This window comes from Phycisphaeraceae bacterium, from assembly GCA_019636795.1.
In the GTDB taxonomy this organism is placed as follows: domain Bacteria; phylum Planctomycetota; class Phycisphaerae; order Phycisphaerales; family UBA1924; genus JAHBWW01.
The window spans coordinates 293,054-314,515 of record JAHBWW010000004.1 but is presented as its reverse complement, the minus strand read 5'-3'; the positions used below and the strand labels follow the sequence as shown (position 1 = coordinate 314,515).

Sequence of the window (21,462 nt, the reverse complement as noted above, 5' to 3'; positions counted from 1 at the left end):
CTTGAACGAGGCCGATTCCCTCACCCAAACCGCCCCGACACATACTGCTCGGTCTCCTCCAGGTGAGGGTTCTGAAAAATGGCGTCGGTATGGCCAAACTCGACCAGCCGCCCCAGGTACATGAAAGCCGTGTACTGGCTCACCCGGGCGGCCTGCTGCATATTGTGCGTCACGATGATGACCGTGTACCGCTGCGCGATGCTGTGGATCAACTCTTCAATCCTCAGCGTCGAGAGCGGATCCAACGCTGAACAGGGCTCATCGAGCAGCAGCACCTCCGGGTCGGCCACGATTGCCCGCGCAATGCAAAGCCTCTGCTGTTGACCGCCCGAAAGACCCAGCGCTGAACTCTTAAGGCGATCCTTCACTTCGCCCCAGAGTGCGGCCGAACGCAACGCACTCTCGCAGGCCTCCTGCAGGAGGCTGCGCCGATTCTCCCCGTCAATGCGCAGCGGATACACCACGTTCTCGAAGATTGACATTGGAAACGGGTTCGGCTTCTGAAACACCATGCCCAGACGCTTGCGTAACTCGATGACATCAACATTGGGCGCATAGACCGGACTCTGATTGAGCAGCATCTGCCCCTCGACCCGCACCCCGTCGATCAGATCGTTGAGACGGTTGATCGAACGCAGAAGTGTGGACTTGCCACAGCCCGATGGGCCGATCATGGCCGTGACTCCCTTGCGCGGAATCGCCATCGAGACCGAATGCAGCGCCTTGGCAGAACCATACCACAGGCTGAATTCCCGTACATCGACCACAGCATCAAGTTCCGAAATGCCTTCGTGCAATTTCGGAGTGAATCCGGTGCCTTCACGGACCGCACGCACGAGCGCGCTCTCGCCCGCACCTCGCGGCCTGGGCATCGGATCACTTCGATTCGTCAGAACTGGTTCATCCACAATCACGGTTCATCCTACACATGAGAAGTCCGCATGCGCGCACGCAACCGGGCGCGAATCACAATAGCGACCAGATTCAGCAAAAGCACAATCGAAAGCAGCAGCAAGGTTGTTGTCCAGACCAGAGGCTCCGCAGCTTCCGAATCAGGACTCTGGAACCCTAGAGTATAAATATGAAACCCCAGATGCATGAACGTCCGGTCGCCATGCAGGAAAGGAGCCTCCCCGCTTACCGGCAGTGCCGGCGCGAGATTCACTGCCCCGACAAGCATCAGCGGCGCAACTTCGCCAGCCCCTCGCGCCATGGCCAGGATCGCCCCCGTGAGAATTCCCGGCATCGCCGATGGCAACACGATGTGTCGCATGGTCTGCCATTTGCTCGCGCCGCAGCCATAGCTTCCCTCACGCATTGAACCCGGAACTGCCGCGATCGCTTCCTCCGTCGCAACGATCACGACGGGCAGCGTCAAGAGCGCAAGTGTCAGCGAAGCCCACAGAATTCCGCGACCGCCGAAAGTCGGTGTCTCGGGCAACTTTTCCTCAAAAAAGCCGTTGAAGTATGGCGTTGTCGAGATCATCCAGAACGCGACGCCGATAGCCCCGCACCAACAAGTAATCGACACCACACTCGCTATGCGCATCCCTCGCGTCGGCTCGCTCCCCGGGATCCGCTTGCCCATGACCCCAAGTGTCGCAGCAAGCGTCATCGCGATCAGCAGCACCACACCAATCATCCACCATGAGACAACTGGCATCGCGTGCCTCGGCCCGCCGTCAACGAACACGCCCAGCGAATAACAGAAGAATCCAAGCCCGAACATGCCATACACAATGCTCGGCACACCCGCAAGGTTGTTGACAGCAATGCGGATCACACTCGTCAGAACTCCCTGCCTCGAATACTCACGCAGATACAAAGCCGCGATGACTCCAAGCGGCACCACACAGATCGTCAGCAGCATGGTCAGCGTAACGGTCCCGACAATGACTGGAAACACACCGCCAGCTGCGGTCCCATCGCGCGGGCTATCCGACAGGAACTCCCACCATCGCGAGAAATAGACGCCCCACTTCTGAACGGTGCTCAACTCGTTGGCTTGTACGATGCGGACAACTTGCGAAAGCAGCATCGGTTCATTCGGCTCACTCTGCGAAATCGCACTGATGCGCCCACGCGTCGGCTCCCGCAACACGATCCGAAACCGCGAATCCTCGCTCCTGAGCACCTCGAGTTCCGACATCGCGACACGCTGCTCTGCGCGAAGCGATTCGATCTCACTCGCAACACTGGTTTCGACGCGAGCCAGTTCGCTGGCCGACATCGAAGGCTGCGAGCCCGGCCTCTCAAGCCAGCAGAAACCAGCCAGCCCCAAAACCACCAGCCACACTGCCAGCCGCAGCGACTTAACCCCGACTCCACGCTCACCTGCACCAGTGCGCCGCGCATGCACGACCAATCCAATCATGCTCGCAAACAAGCCCGCCAGCCCCACTGACCAGAGCCCGATTCCCACATGCCACTTCTGCGGCATGAGTGTGCGATCGTGCTCGATCGCGGCTGCTCGCTTCGACCACTCAAGATTGCGAATCTTCGACTGAAGACCAGGGACGACACGCTCGTTGAGCCTCGCAATGTCACCCTGCCTCCGTCTGACATCGCGCATCATCTGGTTCAACTGCTCTGTAACCGCTTGAGTCCCTTCGGCGAGTACAGCCCGTCGGCTTTCCATCCTGCCATCGTCAATCGCAACCGTTTCATCGCGTGTGATCGATTCAATCCGACCAAGAAACACACCCCATTCGCGACGCTCGACAAGAACGGCATCAAGCGGCACTGACACCTCACGCACACGCCACAAGGGCACCCAGCGAAAACTCTGTTGCCCGAGATCACGATTCCCAACCATGTACCGACGCCGAATAGGCTGTCCATCCTCATCCCACGCACCTTCGATCTGCACCACTCCGGCCTCGCGTGCAGCTTCTATTTCGGCCCGCTCGGCATCCATCGGCTGGTACGCGTTCTCGCCCATCGGGACACCCAGAAAAACCGTCCCGTCCGCAAGCGTCACCTCATGAATCGGCCGAGGCCAGAATGTCGTGCTCCCGCGCGCCACGATCAACACGATCATCAGCACGATCATCGACACGCACAGCACAATCGAAAGCCCCATGAGCCACACCTTTGGCTCGCCGCGCGCAGCAAACGACGTTTGTCGTTTGTGTCTCAAGATGGGCTGGGTCGGAGTCTGGCTCATAGTGCTGCGCTCTTCTTGCGGAAGTGCTGCCGAACAAACTCCGCCGTCGTATTGATGACCAGCGTCATCAGAAACAGGATCAATCCGCAGACAAAGAGCACCCGATAGTGTGTTCCGCCCTTAGGCGCCTCGGGCAGTTCCACAGCGATGTTGGCTGCAAGGGTGCGAAATCCGGAAAACATGTTCCAGCTCATTTCAGGCGTATTTCCCGTTGCCATCAGCACGATCATCGTCTCACCAACCGCTCTCCCAAGCCCGATCATGCATGCAGAAAAAATACCAGAGCCCGCCACCGGCAGCACCACTCGGATGGCCGTCTGCCATGGCGTCGCGCCTGACCCAAGTGAAGCAGATCTCAATGACTTGGGCACACTCGCCAGCGCGTCCTCGCTGATCGTAAAGATGATCGGAATGATCGCGAACCCCATGACCAGGCCGACGATCAGGGTATTGCGAGGCGTGAACTGCCCGAAAATCGATTCTCGTGGGTCAAACCCCGCTGCAGACAATCCCCACGCAAACACTCCCGCACATGCGACAATCGCTCCAACGCTGCTCACGAACCTGGCTACTTCCAGACTCGCTGCAACCGCCCTGCTCTTGCGCTCGAGCACGCCCGTCCACCGCTTGGCCACAAGCACCGTGTGAAGGCCCATCACCGCAATGCATGCCGGGATCATCATGACCACAAACCACCCCGGCCAAGCCCCCCCGAAATTGCCATCAAGCCACTTCTCAATGCTCCCTTCCACGACCGGAAGTGAGATGTCAGACTCCACAGGCTTCACAGCACGCCCATCGACAAAGAACACGCCCTGCTCCCTCAATTGCGCACGCTCACCCACCGTGAGCGAGGCCACACGCCGCTCTGACCAGCGGGCATCACCCTCAGGAATGGTCTCAAAAGAACCGGCTGCAACCAAACGTTCAGCCCGCGAAGGCGAAAACAACCAGTCCTGCACCGCAGGCCCCACCAGACTCGAAGCCGCCAGCCCCACCGCGAGAATGACAAGCACAATTGATAACTTGGTACGCGATCCGAACCGCCTGCTCCAACGCGGCGGAAGTGTCTGCCAGATCATGCCTCCCAGGATCGCAATCGTCGGAATCACAAACATGCCAACCATAATCGAAGGCAGCCACATGCGAACGAACGGCGCAACCACCATCGCCGCCACAAATCCGATCACAACCGAAGGCAGTGACGCCATCAGTTCAATTCCCGGCTTGACTACACGATGCACCTTGCGGTTCATGAACTCGCTGGCATAAATCGCTGACAGCACCCCCAGCGGAATCGCAAAAAACATTGCAAACACCGTCGCCTTGAGCGTGCCGAAGATCAATGGAATCAGACTGTACTTCGGCTCCGATTGCACATCACCAGTCGACTGATATACCCACTGTGCATCGCTGTACCCTTCATAATGCACTTTTCCGAACAGCGACGCCACACTCACACTCGGATACCCGGGGTCGAGCTCACGCGATTCGAATGACCCGTCATCCTTGAGCCACAGCACGCGATTGGTTGAAGGCGTTGTCGACGCGATCCGCGGCGCAGGCCCCTCAATCGTGAATTCCGCCAACCGTTTCAAACTCGTCACATGCTTGATCAGCACGCTCCCGCTCGCGCCGACAAACACGACTGATCGATCGCGATCACCGGGCGAGATCGCCCGCACCGCACCGTCTCCGACCGAATCTCGCCATCGCTGCGTAAGCATGCGTCCGTCTGCGGAAGTCGAGTCCGGCCTCTCCGAAACCAGCCACGCCGACGCTTGCCCGCTCGATCCGCCCACGATGAGCGTCAATCCTCCGAGTGCCATCGAAGCAGCAGTCACGGTTTCGTTCTCAGGAACAACCCGTCCCTTCTCGACTCGGCGCACTCCCGACCGCAAGTCGCGCGCGTCAAACCGCAGGAACTTTCCATTCTCCCACAGCGCAAGCACCCCCGTGCCGTCGGAGAATACAAAGAACCAGCGCGGCAGCGAATCGATCTCTCCCAGGTCGATGGGATGCTCGACAAGTCGCTCCACACGCCCGCCACCATCAAGCCGAACAGTCGAGCGAATTGTGCCGAAGAGCGCAGAACCATCCTCCCTGACCAGCGCTATATATCGACTTTGCTCGCCGACGCCTCCGCTGTCGATACACACGATGGCACCGTCTCCGTGGCGAATCGTGAACACCGCCCCGCGTTCTACGGTCGGCTCCCAAAGCGTGCGTGCGCCGCTCGGCAGCATCTCCACTGAACTGAAAGGAGAAAGCGTTCGATTCACACGGGCAGCCGACGAAATTCGCTGGCGAACAGCTTCGTCATCAAGGAGAACAATGTCTCCAGATTGCATAGATGGAAGCAGGGCTGCTGCCGTCTCGGGCAGCGAAAACCATTGCTCATCAACCACCACGGTGTGTACACGCCCGTCATCAGTCCCGATTGTCGCCCGCCAGCGCCCCGGCTCAAACGCAATCGAAGTCGCAGAACCTTCGTCGATCAGCCCGATACGCCGGGCGACATGCCCATCTGTCAGACGCGCTTCGACAAGTTCAGCCTCAGTCGTAATGATGAGCGCGCGATCTGCTCCATTGATCAGCCTCAGGAACGCTGGCTCTCCGCCCAGTGTCAAACTTGCGCTCGGACCTATCGCCACGACCTTCGCCCCCACGAATAGCGGCGCGGCCGACAGAGTCAGGAACACCAGGATCCCGAACATCGCCGCCAGCACGACGATGCCGCCGAACGTGATTACGCTTCGGGCGCACTGATCCCCCAGACGCACGCGCCTTCCGGTGAGCCTTACCGCAGGTGTCCGGCGTGCGTCATCAATCGACAAGGCAGGTGCTCGCGTTTGGGGTTCAGGAGTCACCGTCTGCGTCGACGACGTCCTTCTTCTTCGCAGGGAGAAGCATCAAGCCGACTTTGGCAAGATCCTCAGCCGCAATCTTAGCCGATACGGGGAAGTATCCGTCCTTCACTACCGCCTCTTGCCCTTCACGCGAGAACATGAGCCGAATGAACTCGGCCCGGAGCGTATCGAGACCCGCCTGCCGGTCATAGTTCACATACACATACAGATTGCGAGCGATCGGATAATCCCCGTAATTTGCCGCCTCCTGTGTCGGCTCTGCACCCGGCTCTCCGTCCTCGAATGACACCCGCAACGCCTTGACGTCCGGGGTTGAATAACCAATGCCTGAATACCCCATAGCAAGGGGGTCCGTCGCCACCGCGCCCACCACCCCAGCCGAACCGGGGGCTTCCTTGACGGTGCTCTTGAAGTCCGCCCCACCCAGTGCGACCGTCTTGAAGAATCCATACGTCCCCGACGCTGCGTTGCGGCTGTGCAGACTGATCGGGCGATCCGCCCACTGCGGATGCGTCACGCCAAGGTCACTCCACCTCATGTCCGGGCCATCCACCGAAAAAACTCGCCGCAACTGAGGAATCGAGATCTCTTCGAGCGGGCAGTCCTTGTTCACATACACCGCAAGGCAATCGATCCCCACGCGCAGTTCGGTCGGAGCATGCCCAAACTTCTTGACAAACTGGTCGATTTCCTTACTGCTCATCGGACGGCTCATCGCGGCAAACTGCCCCTGGCTCTCGAGCAATGCTGCGGGTCCGGTCGAAGAACCCTTCGACTCGACCTGAATCCGAACACCCGGATGCACCTTGTTGAAGGCCTGAGCGTACAGGCTCATCAGGTTGCCCATCGTGTCCGATCCCGCTGTTCGCAGGTCCCCAGCCACCTTCTGATCCGTCACGTACGGCTGCAACTTCGGGTCAATTTTCACCGGCCCTGATGCAACCATCACGCCGACACCGATCAAAGCAGTCAGTCCCAAAAAGGCCTTCTTCATGGTGGTACTCCGATTGAGGATCATCAAGTGACCAATAGGTCACGAAAGAAGTGTCTGCCAGGGAGATTCGCAGCGTCGCACAGTTTGCGCAAAGATCGCGCTAAAACTCCAATTGACCCCTACCCGCCCCAACGCACCGTACCCCCCATGCCACGAATCTTCTGACCCGCCTCGCTGGTGAACTCGGCCCGCACTTCCATGTTGGTCGGCACCATGACATCCATCCCCGGCGCAAGCCTCAGAAACATCGGATACCCCGGGCCCGCAGGCAGCAGCCGTCCGGTTGCTTTGACCTGCTCGGGAGGAAACACCCAGTTCGCCATCAATTCGCCATTCGTTTTGAACATCACGAACTCGAACGATCCTTCTACCCGAACCGGCAATTTTGAGAGATTCGAATTCGGGAACATATAGGCCACTGCCTGAACAGTATCCGGAAACCCGTTGCCGTCCGTATCAAATGGCATCCCGATGTTCAGTTGCATCTGTACAGGCGGATGCTGAGGGCCGAACATATCGGGCTTCGGTTTGGACTGAGGCGCCCCGGACGTACACCCGCCGACCAACGCACACAAAGCGATCGTCGCCACCAACAAGCATCTCGGCTGACGATCAATCATTCTTTGTACCCTTCCCGTCCTCGTCCCACTTGAACCATTCGGACCATTCTTTGGCACGCTCTGGGTCCAATGGCTCGGGCAGCGCCACCGGCCCCCCCAGCCCCGTAACCGAAGGCAGACCATCCTCGAGTCCCAAGGCTTTGAGCACCTTCTCCGGGTTTTCCAACCCAAAGATCTTCTGGTTCGACAAGTCGCGCTGACGAAGTTCGGATGCAGGTGAATCACCCGGAATCACATACGGCGTAAGGATCACAAGCAACTCGGTCTTGACCTTCGAGTTCTCACTCGTGCGGAACAGCCCGCCAATGACCGGAAGATTCCCCAAACCTTTGATTTTTGTCTTTCGATTCTCCTCGATCGTCTGAATCAGTCCGCCAATGACAACGGTCTGCCCATTTTTGACCGTCACGACCGTATCGACGAGTCGCTGAGTGATGATCGGCGCATTGAAGTTTGCATCAATCTGTACGGTGCGAGCACTCAGCTGCGAGATTTCCGGCGTGATGTTCATGCGCACAAACCCGTCGGAAGAAATCGAAGGCCGAACATTGAGAATGATGCCGACATTCTCGCGTTCGACGTTCGCAGTCGTCCCGCCTGTGAAGTTGTCGCGTTGTACGCCCGTGACGATTGCGATATTCTCGCCGACTTGAATCAGCGCGTCCTCATTGTTGTTGACCGTCACGTGAGGACGGCTGAGAACCTCGAGTTTTCCCTGCTCCTCGAGTGCACGGAGGAGAAGGGTAAAGTCTGTACTGGCAACTGAAAAATTCGGAACTCCCAGCGACGTTGCAACGCCAGCTCCCCCCGCCAGCGCTTCGAACACATATCCATCCCCACCGATCTTGCTCGTGGCAACGACACCACCGATGTTGATGTCCATGCCCCACGAATCCGAGTTGTCGAGTGTGATCTCGGCGAGCAATACCTGAATCATCACCTGAGGCGGAGAGGCGTCGAGTTCTTCGACAATCTTTGCCACCGCCTCGATGTATCGTGGCGAAGCCGAGATCACCAGTTTGTTGCTCTTGATATCTCCGACGACTGTGACTTCCTGCTCCAATTGCCGCATGAAACTTTCAGCCCGCTGTGGTCCGAGAGTCAGGCGACGCCGCTCGGCTTCGCTTTCGAAATACCCGCGCAAGGTCGTCTGGATCTCGGTGGCCTGCGCGTTGCGCAAGTTGAAGACACGTTGTTCTCGCTCAAGAGCCTGGATCGCGTCGAGACTCTCGACGACCTGCCGAACTTCATCGAGATATTCACGAGTGCCAGAAACAAGCAACGTATTGGTCCGACGATCAACGGTGATCGAGAGTTCCTGCCTCACATCGGGCACTGGCGTGAACCGCCCTGGGGTGTCCTCCGGTTCGACACCCGCCCGCGATGGAATCAGTACCAGACTATCCCCGAGTTGCCGAAGATTGAAGAGTTCTCCCAGGAGGATTGCCATGGCCTGTGCGTCTGCGTTCAAGAGCGCGAAGGTCTCGATGACGCGATCGCCGCGACGATCAAGATCAAGATCTTCGATGATCCGTGTGATCAGGTTCATCACTTCGGTCGGAGCCGTGATCATGATCGAGTTTGTTCTTGAATCAGGGGTCAATGTGATCTGATCGCGGATGTTGCCGTCGATCGTCGCTTCGGCAACAGATTGTTCAATCTGATCCTTGAAGACACGCAGGATGGTCGCCTGCTGCGACCCGCCGCTGCTACCGCGAATCGACCGCCCCGCGAGGGCGTCCTGAACGAGCGTGACCACTTCGCGTGCACTGGCCGAGTTGAGCACGATGCGCTTGTAGTCCACGACGTTTTCGACACGCGTTCGATCGAGGCGTGCCACAATCGCTCGCACCGCAAGCATGTCGCTCTCGTTACCCATCACGATCAGCGCGTTTTGCCGTTCGCTCGCAACGACTGTCACTGCGCGATCGCCGCGCCGCTCGTTTTCTCGCTGGACATAGAGGCTGTTGACTGCTGCGGCGATTTCAACGGCACGACCGAGTGATTCGAGCGGAATCACTTCCATTTTCTCTGACTGCGTCACTTCGAGCCCGCCGCGCGTAAGCATCTCGATGAAGTCGCGCACGAGCACCAGGTTTTCGTCGCTCGCTGCAACGATCAGCGAACTTGTCGCGGGTTCTGCTTCGATGCTGAATACGTCCTGAGCGCTTTGAATATCGCCAGATCGTCTTGTCGCTTCGATCCGCTCCCGCATCAGACGTTGCAGTTTGGGAGCCAACTGCCGTACATCACCCTGTGGCACGTAGACGACATGCAACCCCACAGCGTACCGCGACTCTTCCTTGTCAAGAGTTTCGATCAGGCTGTAAAGCAGTTCGAAACTGCGTGGACTCGTCGAGACCACCAAGGAGTTGGTACGTCCATCCACGCTGATAACCACGCGATCCTCGACACGGAAGGTCGGCAACGATTCTCGCTGACGAAACACATCAGTGACAATTCCTGCAACGCGCTCGGCTGCAGCAAATTGCATCGGAATCACCTGAAGCGCGTTCTTCGAAGCGGCAAGTTCAACATCGAGCATTGATGCCAACTCTCGAACAACATTGATATTTGTCGGTGTGCCCACCACGATCAGCGCATTGAGAGTTTCCTCTGGCGTCACGACAAGGTCGGTCATCGGAGCGAAAATGTCGGATGTTGTCGAATGGTCCTGGCCGCCATCGCGCAACACGAGTCGCAGCCTCCCGGCCTGCCTCTGCAACCCGACGGATTCGGGCGTCGAACCGATCCCGCGCACCAGAACCTGATCGATCTTCTGCGCCAGAGTCACGGCATCGGCATATTGGAGCGGCAGAATCCTCGCTTCGAGCCAACCCTTGGCAGCGTTATCCTCGTCGAGATCGCGAATGAGCACTTCGACGAGTGCAACCGCTTCTTCGCGACCTCCGACAATCAGCGAGTTTGTACGTTCATCGACAGCAACCACAATCTCGCCCGCGAGTGCCTGCCCAATCGCGGTGTTCGGCAGCCCCACACGAGTTGTGCCCGGCAGACGCCGAAGCCGATCGCTTTCACGGAACAATTCTTCAATCAACGGCTTGAGAGTGCGAGCAGAAGAGTTCTCGAGTGGAAAAATCCGGACGACGACCGATTCCCCCATCGGCATGGTATCGAGCAGACCCACGAGTTCGCGGATTGCAGCGACGTTAGCGACTGTTGAGCCGACGAAGATCGAGTTTGTCGCTGCATCAGGAATCAACCGAATCGGGACTGACAGATCGAGTTCGATGGGGCCTTCGTCAAAGCGATCTCGCGTCATCTTCAGCCTGCGTACCTGCTCGCGCAGCGCCAGCGCAGGGGCAGAAGTCGGAGCCTGCTGAGCCGAATCGAGAATGCGCGATAGCGACTGCACCACTGCTGCCGCATCCGCCATTCGGAGCCTGATCACCGCAAGATCCTGCGTCGCTTCGCCGGGCTTTGCGTCCACACTTCGTACCAGTGTTGCGACGATGACACAGTCTGCCTGCGTTCCGAGCACCGCGATGGCGCGACGCGTTGTCATGGCCATCAGCACAACCGGCTCGCTCACAAGCCCGGGCCGATCGCTCGGCTGAGGCCGCGTCACGCCGAGTTGCTCGAGCATGCGAATGACTTCAGCTGGTGCGTTGTGTTCAATATCGATCACGAGAACCGTCTGCCCGAGCATGTTGATGCCGGGCGCTGGGTGCAACCCTGGCCCGCCTTCGCCCGGCTGCACACCGTCGAGTTCGGTCGTCAGTTCCTGGAGCTGCTTGTGCATCTCTTCGCTTGCAGCGACGATCAGCGAGTTGCTCCCGCGATCAACAGAGATGCTCAGAGGTTCGTTGCGCTGCTGCGCGAGGGGGCTGAACGTCGCGAGCAGTGTCTCACGAAGTCGAACCGCTGGCACATTGCTGACTCGCAGCACGCGAGGCGTCGCCTGCGAACCACTCACCTGACTCACGATTTCCTGTGTCAGAGACAGAATCTCGGAGAACTGCTCGTCATCGGCCCGGACGATCAGCGTGTTGCTTGCATCATCACCGATGATCACAACCTCGCGCGGGCTTCCTGCTCGCTCGCCACGGCTAGCAAACGCCTGGCGAAGCGACCCCGCGATCACGCTCGCTCGCCCACTGGTCAGAGGAATGACGCGTGCCGACGCCATGCGTAGAAAATCCGGAACATCAAGTTGTTCGACAATCGCACGAATCCGGTCGATATCCTTGCGCCCTGCGAACACGATCAGCGAATTCGTCTGCACTTCGGCAGAGACTGTCGGCGTGCCTTCGCTGCTCACCAGAACCGCCGGCTCGAACGTCGGCTCCTCGCGTCCGCCCGTGCGGCGATTTTCCTCGCGCAATCTCAACTGCTCCCGTCGCAACTGTTCTTCGAGCGGCGCGCGCAGCCCTTCGTTGATCGCCCGAGCCACGCTCTGTGCGTCGGCGTGTTTCAGGGAGATCACAACCAGTTGTTGCGAAGTGTCATACTCCGCAGTATCGAGCTGCGCGAGCAACCCCTCGATGCCTTCCCACACCGATTCATCGCCACTGATCACCAGCGAGTTCGTCGCGTTATCCCGAAGAATGGTCACATCACGCTGTGCCGGGCTTGCTGCCTCTGGTGCGAGACGGCCGTAAAACATCTTGAGCGCCTCGGCTGCTGATTCGGCAGCCGCATACTGCAACTTGATGAACCGCGTCTTGCGCGTCGAACCGCGAGGGGTGTCGATTTCGCGAATGATCTCCTCGATGAATGGCATATCGTCGGCGCTTGCCGTCACCGCCATCGCGTTGTCGTCGAACAAGGGGTCAAAGTTCGGCTCCGGAACCCCGACACCCCTCGGCCGACCCCGCATCATCGCTCGAAGCGTGAATGCAAGATCCGACACCGATTGATGCTTGATCTCGAAACGCCGAAACTGTGAAGGCGAAGTCGTCGTCGGTGTATCAAGGCTCGCGATTTGATCGCGTACCAACGAGATTGCTTCATCTGAACCGGTGAGCATGAGAGCGTTGAGCCGCTCATTGGCCGTGATCTGAAGCCGAACGCCGATGGGAAGGGCGGATCGAAGTGCCGACGCCACATCAGCAGCCCGCGCGTGATCAAGCTGCACGGTTGCAATGCGTGTCGATTCGGCCGCCGGCAGCGCGTCTATCTCTGAAAGTAACGCCTTGACGCGATCCATCTGCTGCACCGGGGCAGAAACGATCAGCGAACTGCGGCTTGGCTGCGCAGTTGCAATCACCCGTTCGTCAGCCCGCGAAGTCGGGAACATCTCACGCAGCGTCGTCGCGGCTTCGTCGGGCGCGATGTGCCTGAGTGAAAAGACTTCGATTGTGCGACCCTCGCCGAGTTCGGGCTGATCAATCTGCGCGATCAGTTCATTCAGAACTGTCAGATCTTCCGCCCGCGCAGACACCAACAGAACATTGCCCTCATTTGAACCAATGATCGTGACACCCGACTGATCAACTCCTTGTGAGCGCGCGCGTTCAGCAAAGAATCGCGACAGACTCGTCGCCGCTCGCGAAGCTTCGGCGTGCTCAAGCCGAATCGAGCGAATCTCGCGATCACTCTCTACTGCAGCCTCGGCAATCTGCTTGATGTACCCTTCCGCCAGATCCACCCGCGCCTTGTCGCCGACGAGAATCAGCATGCTGCGTTCGCGATCAGCCTGCACAACCACGCGATCAGGATCTCGCCCGAACCACTCACGCCATCCCGGCGTGGCGGTTGATTGTTCGATCATGCGCGCCAGCGCGTTCAGATCCGCACCTTGCGCCTTGACTGCCCGCACTTCCGGCTTTGTCTGATTCGAGAGCGGCTGATCGAGTTCAGCAACGACCGCCATGATCGTGTCAAGCGTCTCACCCTGACCCATGACGATCACTGAGTTCGTGCGTTCATTGACCTCGATGATGATGGTGTCCGAGGTTGACGCCGAACGACGCCCGCCTCCCCAGAAGCCGCCAAACCGCTCTTCCTGCAACGCCCACCCCAAGTTGCGCAGCGTTCCGGAAATATCTGAAACTCGTGCGTTCTTGAGATTCACAATGCGGGTCTGGAGTTTACGACCCGCAGCCGGAACGTCGAACATCTGCACGAGCGATTCGATCTGCGCAAAGTCATCATCTGACGCAGAAACAATCAGTGTCCCGCTGCGTTCTTCACCGATAATGGCTGCTGCACCCGACCGAGGACCTCGAGCCGAACCTATCGTCCCCCGCTCGCGAAAGAACTGTTGCAACTGCTGCGCCACCTCTACCGCATTGGCAGTTGCCAGTTTGATCGAGCGGATCGGAAATGTACCGACCTCGATCTTGTCGACCTGCTCGACGAGAGCACGCACCTGCTCCATCTCTTCCTTCGGCGCCCGCACGACGAACAGCCTCGAAGACTCCTCCGCCGAGATCTGAATCCGCTCGCGACGCCCGGGGTCTCGCCCAATGACCACTTGATCAACGATGCGGCTTACAGCGGCCGGGCTCGAATTGCGAAGCGGGATAATCGCCAGTTCCGTATCAACATCACCAAGCGTAACGTCGGTCGTCGTGAGCAGCCGAGACACTTCGTCATGCTGCTCGCTGGATGCAGTTACAAGTAGGCTGTTCGTCCGATCATCCGCAACAAACATCGCCCGCGGCATCTCTGTCGCAGTGCGCCCGGCACCAGTGCGCTGTGCGTCAAAGAGCGTCTGAAGCGTTCGCGACAAATCCGTCGCTCGTGCATTGACCAGTGCATAACGTCGGATTCCCAGACGATCCATGACCGGACTCTGATCGAGCATCGCCACGAATCGATCTACCAGATCAAACGCTTCCCGCGGCGCAGCCACAATCATCATCGTGTCGCTAGGGTCACTGATGACACTGATGCGATCCGGATTGATCGATGCCCGAACTTCGCGCCCGCTTGGGTCGAGCATCGTCAAGTCGCGAATCTGCTGCGCCTGCCTGCCTCGCGGCGCGGCGCTGAAGAGATCCCGCACCGATGTCACCGCCTGCCTCGCCAGAACATTTGATAACGGATAAACCTTGACCATCACCGATACAGAGTCCGTCAGACGCGACACTCCTGCGATGATCTCCGCGACCGATTCAAAGTCCTTTTCATTCGCCCACACGATGACCGCGCTCCCGGTCAGGTCCGGACGAATTGCAACCCTGCCTGTAAACCCTCCCGGATTCGTCGAGCTGGAAATGCCAACTTGCTGCACAGTCTGGCTGACGATATCTGCCACTTGTCGGGCGTCCACAAGGTCAGGCAGCGACACGATGCGCACTGCTGTCGGGTCGGCAGGCATCTGCGATTCCAACTGCTCGACCAGTCCCGCCACACGATCGGTCAATCTCGGAGAACCGATGACCATGAGTGTGTTCGTCACCGGGTCAACCGCGATCACCAGCGCGGGCTCTTCGTCAGTGTCTGCCTGTTCGCCCGCGGCAGCAACCGCCTGTATGGCGCCGAGCGCCGTCGCCGCGATCAATCCCGCAGTCTGTTCCTGCCATGTTCGACCTGCAGGCAAAGCGCCAGCGCCTGGTCCCTGCTTACGGCCGCGTTCGAGCAGTTCTTCAGCCGAGATTATTTCGACCTTGATGCCCTGCTGCTGTTCAAGCATTCGCTGAAGTGTTCTGGCCATCATTTGCGCATCAGCACGCGAGCGATCAACCGATATCAGCCGCAACTGCCGCGAGCTCGTCAATGTTGCAGCATCCAGTTCCTTCACCAGGGCTTCAATCGTACTGATCTGCGTCGACGATCCGCGCACGATCAGCGCATTGCTCTGCGCATCGACGCGCACTGAAGGTGCAACTTCTCCAGTCTCGTCCGAATCGAACAAGTCTGCCACACTAGCCGACAATTCCGTCACATCCGCGTTCTGCAGGACAATCACACGAATGATGCGATCACCGTTCGTTCCACCAGGACCGCGATCAACATCAAGTCCCTCAATCACCTGCTCCGCGAGCGAAAGCATGGCTGCTGGCGCACTGATGATCAGCGCGTTGAGCCGGCGTTCTGCAACCACTTTCACTGGAACATCGTCAAACGACATACCACCACGCGAAAGTTCGCGCATCAGGAAGCCTCGCGACCACATGTCAACACCCGCGAGCGGATCTTCCTTCGCGATGATCTGTTGCACCAGTGGTGCAAGCACCTCGGCCTTGGCGTGCTTGAGGTAGACCGTCCGCACTCCGACGCCGTCAGGCTCGACTGACTCATCCATCGAAGCGATCATCGCTGCAGCCCGCTCAAGTCTCTCAGTCGAGGCGGCTATGACAACCGAATTGCTCGATGGCTCCGCGGTCACCGCAGGAGCCTTTTCACCGGGCGAGAGACTTGCCGAGAGCGCATCGCGCATTGCAGTTGCAACCGATGCTGCATTTCCCTTCTTCAGTTGAAACACGCGCACATCAACCGCACCACTCTGCCTCGGCTGATCCAGTGATGCGACCAGTTGCTCAGCCAGTGGCATCAAAAGCGAAGGCGCGCTCACCAGCAGCCGATTACGCTCCAGATCGGCTTCGACCGAAACACTTGGCACACGCAGCCCCACCCGGCGCGCCCGCACAAGTGCCTCGGGCCAACGCGTTTCATCGCTCAGCAGTGCCCGTGCAGCCGTTGCCGCACTTCCCGCTCCTGTGTTGGCAAGTTCAAACGACCGCACCTCCACCATCGGCATCGCCGGGCTGCGATCGTCCAGATCTGCCAATCGCCTCAGTGCATCCGCTATTTCATCATCCGACCCGATCACCAGAACCGAGCCCGAAGCGCCTTCCGCAATAACCTCAAGCGGATACCGCCCGGCTGGCCTCGTCGCCGCCAGCACACGCGAAACGCTCTCCGCGAGAAAACTCGCATCGCCGTTTGCCGGTGTGAAGGTAACCGCACGACGCCCCGACAATTCCGTCGGCTGATCCAGCCTCTCAATCATCGACTTGGCAAGCTGAATCGTCACCGTTGGCCCGGACACGATCAAACTATTTGTTCGAGTCTCAGCTTCCACTCTGATCTTGGCTGGCTCCACATACCGGAAATCTCGAGACCGCATCTGAAGTGCCAGAATTCGAGGGTCGGTCTGCTGTTGATCGACCAGCAATCGCTCGACTGTTGTCGCAATCTTCGTCGCCTCAGCGTATTTGAGCGGGAATGTCTCTACCGTTGCCTTCTCGGGGTCGAATGGCTGACGATCCAGCGGCTCGATCAAGCCTTCGATCCGCTTCAGATCTGCCTCCGTGCCCGCGATCAGAATCGCATTCGAACTCGCTGTCGGCAGAATCTGCACCACCTCGCCGCCCGGCAGATTCATCGATGGCAGCGCCTGATTTAATGTCTGCGCCAACTGCGCCGCATCCGCATACGTCAGAGGCACCACCCGAATAGTCGACCGTCCCGATGCGGCGGCTTCGGTATCCAACACTGCAATCAACTGCTCCGCGGCTTCCTGAAGCGACTCTGGCGCTGAAATAATCAACGTGTTCGAACCAGGATCTGCTGCAACCTCAAGCAACTCCTCGATCGGCACCGCCAACGCGCCTTCTGCACGCTGTTGCTCACGCAATCTCGCCGACAAGATCTGCCGAAGTACGCTCTGCACACGTTCCGCACGCACATGCTTGAGCGGATACAACCGCATCGATGTGCTCGGGTGCGCAATCTCGCCGTCAACTTCGCGCAGCACCGCCTCGACACGCTCGAAAATTTCCGAAGGGCCGCTCACGACCACCGTTCGACTCGCTGGCTCGGCACTGATCGTAATCGGCGCTTGCGCCGCGTTCGTGAGCGCACCGTTCTCCGCCAGGCCGCGAAGCGTGGTCTGAACCGCAACCAGATCCGCCCTCGCGATGCGATACGTCCGAAGCTCTACATTCTCCGCCAACTTCGTCTGATCGAGCTGCTTGACGACCTGCTCGAAACCAGCCAACCGTTCTGAAGGCGCATCAACGATCAACGAGTTCGTCGCCCGATCCGCACGCACGAAAATTTCCTTCGGCCCTTGAAGGTCCGGCCTCGGAACACCTCGCGCATCGCGCGGCATCGGAGGCGGCGGATACATCTCGTCGATCGTCCTGGCCAGTTCCTCAGCCCGAGCGACTCGCAATGGAAAAATCCGGATCTGCCGCTCGCCAAGATCAAACGATTGCGCATCGTTCAACTCACGCACAATTGCCTCGATCTCCGGCATCACGTCCGAATGGGCCGAGACAATCAGGGTATTCGTCGCAGCGTCTGCCTGCACATCCACAGGCTGCTTCGCCCGTTCATCCGTCGGTCGTTGTTCATAGGATCGCTGCAGAACCAGCGCGAGATTGGCCGCATCCGTCGACCGCAGTCTCAAGATCCGCATCGGAGGACGATCAGCGACCTGCTGATTATCCAGACTTCGAATCAACTGCTCGATAATCGCAAACTGTGCCGGCTGGGCTGCAATCATGATCGAGTTCGTCGCCTCGATCGGCTCAAACACTGGCGTCGGACCACCCGCGACTTTCAGCGACTCGCTCGCACCAACCAACTCACGCAGGAACCCGATCACTTCGGAAACCTGAGCGAGTTTCAACTGAACCATGCGCACTTCGCGCGCAGGCCCGATCTGCCGCTGCAACTCGTCGAGGATCTGCACAAACCGAGCCATCGCCTCGATGTCCGCAACAACTTCAAGCGAGTTCGTGCTGCTGTCGATCGTCACATCGACCTTGCCTGCGCCAGGAATCTGAGCCGTCTGCGAGTCATAGATCTGAAGCGCCCTCGCCCGTACATCCGTCGCCTGCGCGTTGGCAATCGGCACGATTCGCAGTGCCTTGTCCACAGGCACCGCCGTCAGACTCTTGAGCACCTGCTCGACCTTCTCGAACGTCACCTCATCGCCCGCAACGATCAGCGTCGAACTCTTCGGCTCAGTCTCGATCACAACCTGCACCTTGGGCCGACCAGGCTGCGCCGCACTGCTCAGCGAACCATTCCGGCTCAGCCCCTCGAGCATCCGCGCCACCGAGTTCAGGTCTGCACCAACCACGTGATACGTTCGAAGCTCCGCAACCGGAGGCACTTCGACACGGTCAAGCTTCTCGGCCAGTTCCTCGAGCGATGCCCGACGATCGGCTGGCGCGTCGATGATCAGCGAATTGCTGCTCGGATCCGCCGACACCGTCACTTCCTTCTTTTCCTGAAGCCACGGCATCGGCCTGCCCAGTCGGTCTGCCGGCATAGGAGGCTGCGGATACAACTTGTCCATCGCCGTCGCAACATCCACAGCCTTGGCAACCTTCAGCGGAAACAGAAACGTCAATCGTTCGGGCTGGTCCGATTCTTCCTTGTTCAGTTCGTCTACAAACGCCTTGATGTCGCCAAACAAATCCGCGTGCGCAGCAACGATCAACGTGTTCGTATTTCCGTCCGCCCTGATCTCCACCGGCCGGGCCATGCGCTCTGCTGTTGACCTCTGGCTGTACTGTTGTGTCAGCATCGCCGCGATGTTGAGCGCATCCGCTGTTCGCAACTGAATCAGTCTCAGTGGCGGCAGATCCCCGGGTTCCAGCCGGTCAAGCCTTTTCAGATAGTCGCCGATCAACTGATGTTGTGCCTCCTCGGCTGTAATCATCAGCGAGTTGGTCCGCTCGATCACCGACATTGTCGGCTCAGGAACCTCACGCATCGGATCAATCGAATCCGCACCGGCCAAAAACTCCCGCAACGGCGCGACGAGCTCGCTCGCCTTCTCGAACTCGATATCCACCACACGCGTCGTTCGCATAGGCGGGACCAACTGCTGAACCTGCGTCAGCAATCCGCTGAACAGCACCAGCCCCGCACTCCGCCCCGTGAGCAGCAACTTCCCCGCGCGGCGATCAATCTCGAACGAAATCTCCCCCGCCTCCGATTCCGGCAGGCCTTGCGTCTGCGCCTTGTACAACTCCATCGCACGCTGTACCGATTGCTCGGCATACGGCCCCGACAGCGACATCACTTGAAACTGCCGCTCTCCAGGTTTCTCCTGATCCAGCTGCGCAATCAGCCCCTCGATCGTAGAAAACTGTTCCGGCTGCGCACGCACCACAAGCGTCTTCAGATCGTCAAGCGGATCTATCGAAGGTGGAACCAGCACGCTCCCGTCTTCGGGCGTCAACATCGGCACCAGCAATCTCGACAGCTGCCCCGCAAGCTCCGTCGCACGCACACGCTTGAGCGTGAACATGCGTGTCTCAGTCTCAACCACCACGCTCTGCTCTGCGGCACGCAGCCTGTCTTCAAATCTGGCTAGAGCACTCGCCGACCCAACCAGCGTTACGCTCCGCGACTCCTCATCGACAATCGCTTTCACCGCGTCACGCTGTGCTTCGGTCGTCATGTTGTCCAGTTCTGACGCTCGTGCAACGACCTCGCTCACCGGCCCTTTGCTCAACCGAACCACCCGCACATGCTGCGCCAGGTCGGGCTTGGCGTCAATGCCCGCGATCAACTGTTCCAAGGCATCAACGTCCAAGGCCGGCCCCGCAACGATCAGCGAGCGCCCGTCGCTCGAAGGCGCGAAACTCAGCATCTTCACTTGTCTGGGCGTCAGCAACCGCTGCGCGATCTGCATCGCCCGATCTGGCTCGATATGGGTCAGGTGCACCACCCGTGCCGATCGATCCTGCCTCGCAAGTCCCTCGATGCGCGGGTCGATCACATCGAGCAGTGCCCGCGCCTGCTCCAGCTGCGAAGGGCTCCCCACCACCATCACACGCGAAACATCCGCCAGCGCCTGCACCGTCGGACGTCTGGCCTCAGGAATCGCTCTGAACAGTGCCGAAATCTGAGTCGCTGCATCCTCCGCAGTCACTCCTGACAGTTCGAATGCTTTCATCTGAGGCCCGGTGCTCGCGCCCTCCGCACTCCCATCCGCCGTATCAAGCAGCGCAACCAACTCCTTCACCACCGGCAACCGGCTCGTCGGCCCAACCGCAACAACCGCGTTGATCCGTGCATCTGCTGACAACTTCAGAGGCGGCTTGCTCACATCCTCGATATTGCGCGCGTTGCCGTTCTTGTCCACCACCATGATCTCATCGCGCTCCGGCACGATCCCTTTGATCGTCGCCACGATCGCGTCCGCCGTCGTGTATCGAAGCGGGTACACCTCGAACCCGATATCCGCCGGCCGGACCTGATCAATCTGAGTGATGATCTCGAAAATCCGCTTGCACTGTGCCGCCGTCTCGACGAGCAGCAGCATGTTTTGCCGATCAATTGCCTGTGCAAGCCCGGGTTCGCGGATCAGTGGCTTGATCTGTTCCACCACGCGCTCCGCCAGCGCGTTGTTCAGCGGAATGTACGTTGTCACATACTCAGATGGATCGCGCGATGCAATCGCAGCCAGTTCCTCCGGCGAGACTGCCCTCGCATCGCTCGCCGCACCGGCCAGCGACCGCAGATACAAAAAGTCTCCCTCATGCACCAGCCGCACGCCATGTGCACGCAAGCTGTAGTTGTACACCTCGAGTGCTTCACCGAGCGAAAAATCCCGCCCGCTGATGAATTTCAGGTTTCCCGCTGGCACCGCTGCCTCGCGGATGACCGGCAAACCCGTCTCACGCGCAAAGAAATCCAGCACCTGATCAAATGGCGCGCCGTCAAAGTTGAACCGAATGCGTACCGGTTCCTTGGCAGCAGAGACACCCGCCTGCCCCTCAGCCACAGCCACACCATCTGATTGCGCCAGCGCTGAGACCGGCATTCCCGCACACGCGATCAGCGTCGCTGCAACCACAACGCCCATCCGACCGTGCATCTTCTCTCTGCGATCCATCATCAATCTCCTTCACCCGCCTGGATCAGGGTGCA

Annotated in this window: 6 protein-coding genes; all 6 read right to left on the bottom strand. The window is 59.2% G+C overall.

All coding sequences use genetic code 11. The features are described from left to right. Window positions 1–20: 20 nt before the first annotated feature. The gene (gene pstB, locus KF757_10340) at window positions 21–872 is read right to left on the bottom strand and encodes a phosphate ABC transporter ATP-binding protein (protein ID MBX3323378.1); all 852 of its coding nucleotides are present in this window, start codon (window positions 870–872) and stop codon (window positions 21–23) included. Between the two features lie 50 nt (window positions 873–922). Continuing rightward, window positions 923–3,166, bottom strand: coding sequence for an ABC transporter permease subunit (locus tag KF757_10335; protein MBX3323377.1), 2,244 nt, complete (start codon window positions 3,164–3,166; stop codon window positions 923–925). Further along, window positions 3,163–6,003: an ABC transporter permease subunit gene (locus tag KF757_10330; protein ID MBX3323376.1), complete on the bottom strand. Its 2,841-nt coding sequence runs from the start codon at window positions 6,001–6,003 to the stop codon at window positions 3,163–3,165. Before KF757_10330 ends, KF757_10335 begins: the two co-directional genes overlap by 4 nt. A gap of 22 nt (window positions 6,004–6,025) precedes the next feature. Continuing rightward, window positions 6,026–7,030, bottom strand: coding sequence for a PstS family phosphate ABC transporter substrate-binding protein (locus KF757_10325; GenBank protein MBX3323375.1), 1,005 nt, complete (start codon window positions 7,028–7,030; stop codon window positions 6,026–6,028). 119 nt (window positions 7,031–7,149) lie between these two features. Further along, window positions 7,150–7,380, bottom strand: coding sequence for a hypothetical protein (locus KF757_10320; GenBank protein MBX3323374.1), 231 nt, complete (start codon window positions 7,378–7,380; stop codon window positions 7,150–7,152). 262 nt (window positions 7,381–7,642) lie between these two features. Continuing rightward, window positions 7,643–21,430, bottom strand: coding sequence for a hypothetical protein (locus tag KF757_10315; protein ID MBX3323373.1), 13,788 nt, complete (start codon window positions 21,428–21,430; stop codon window positions 7,643–7,645). Between the last annotated feature and the right edge of the window lie 32 nt (window positions 21,431–21,462).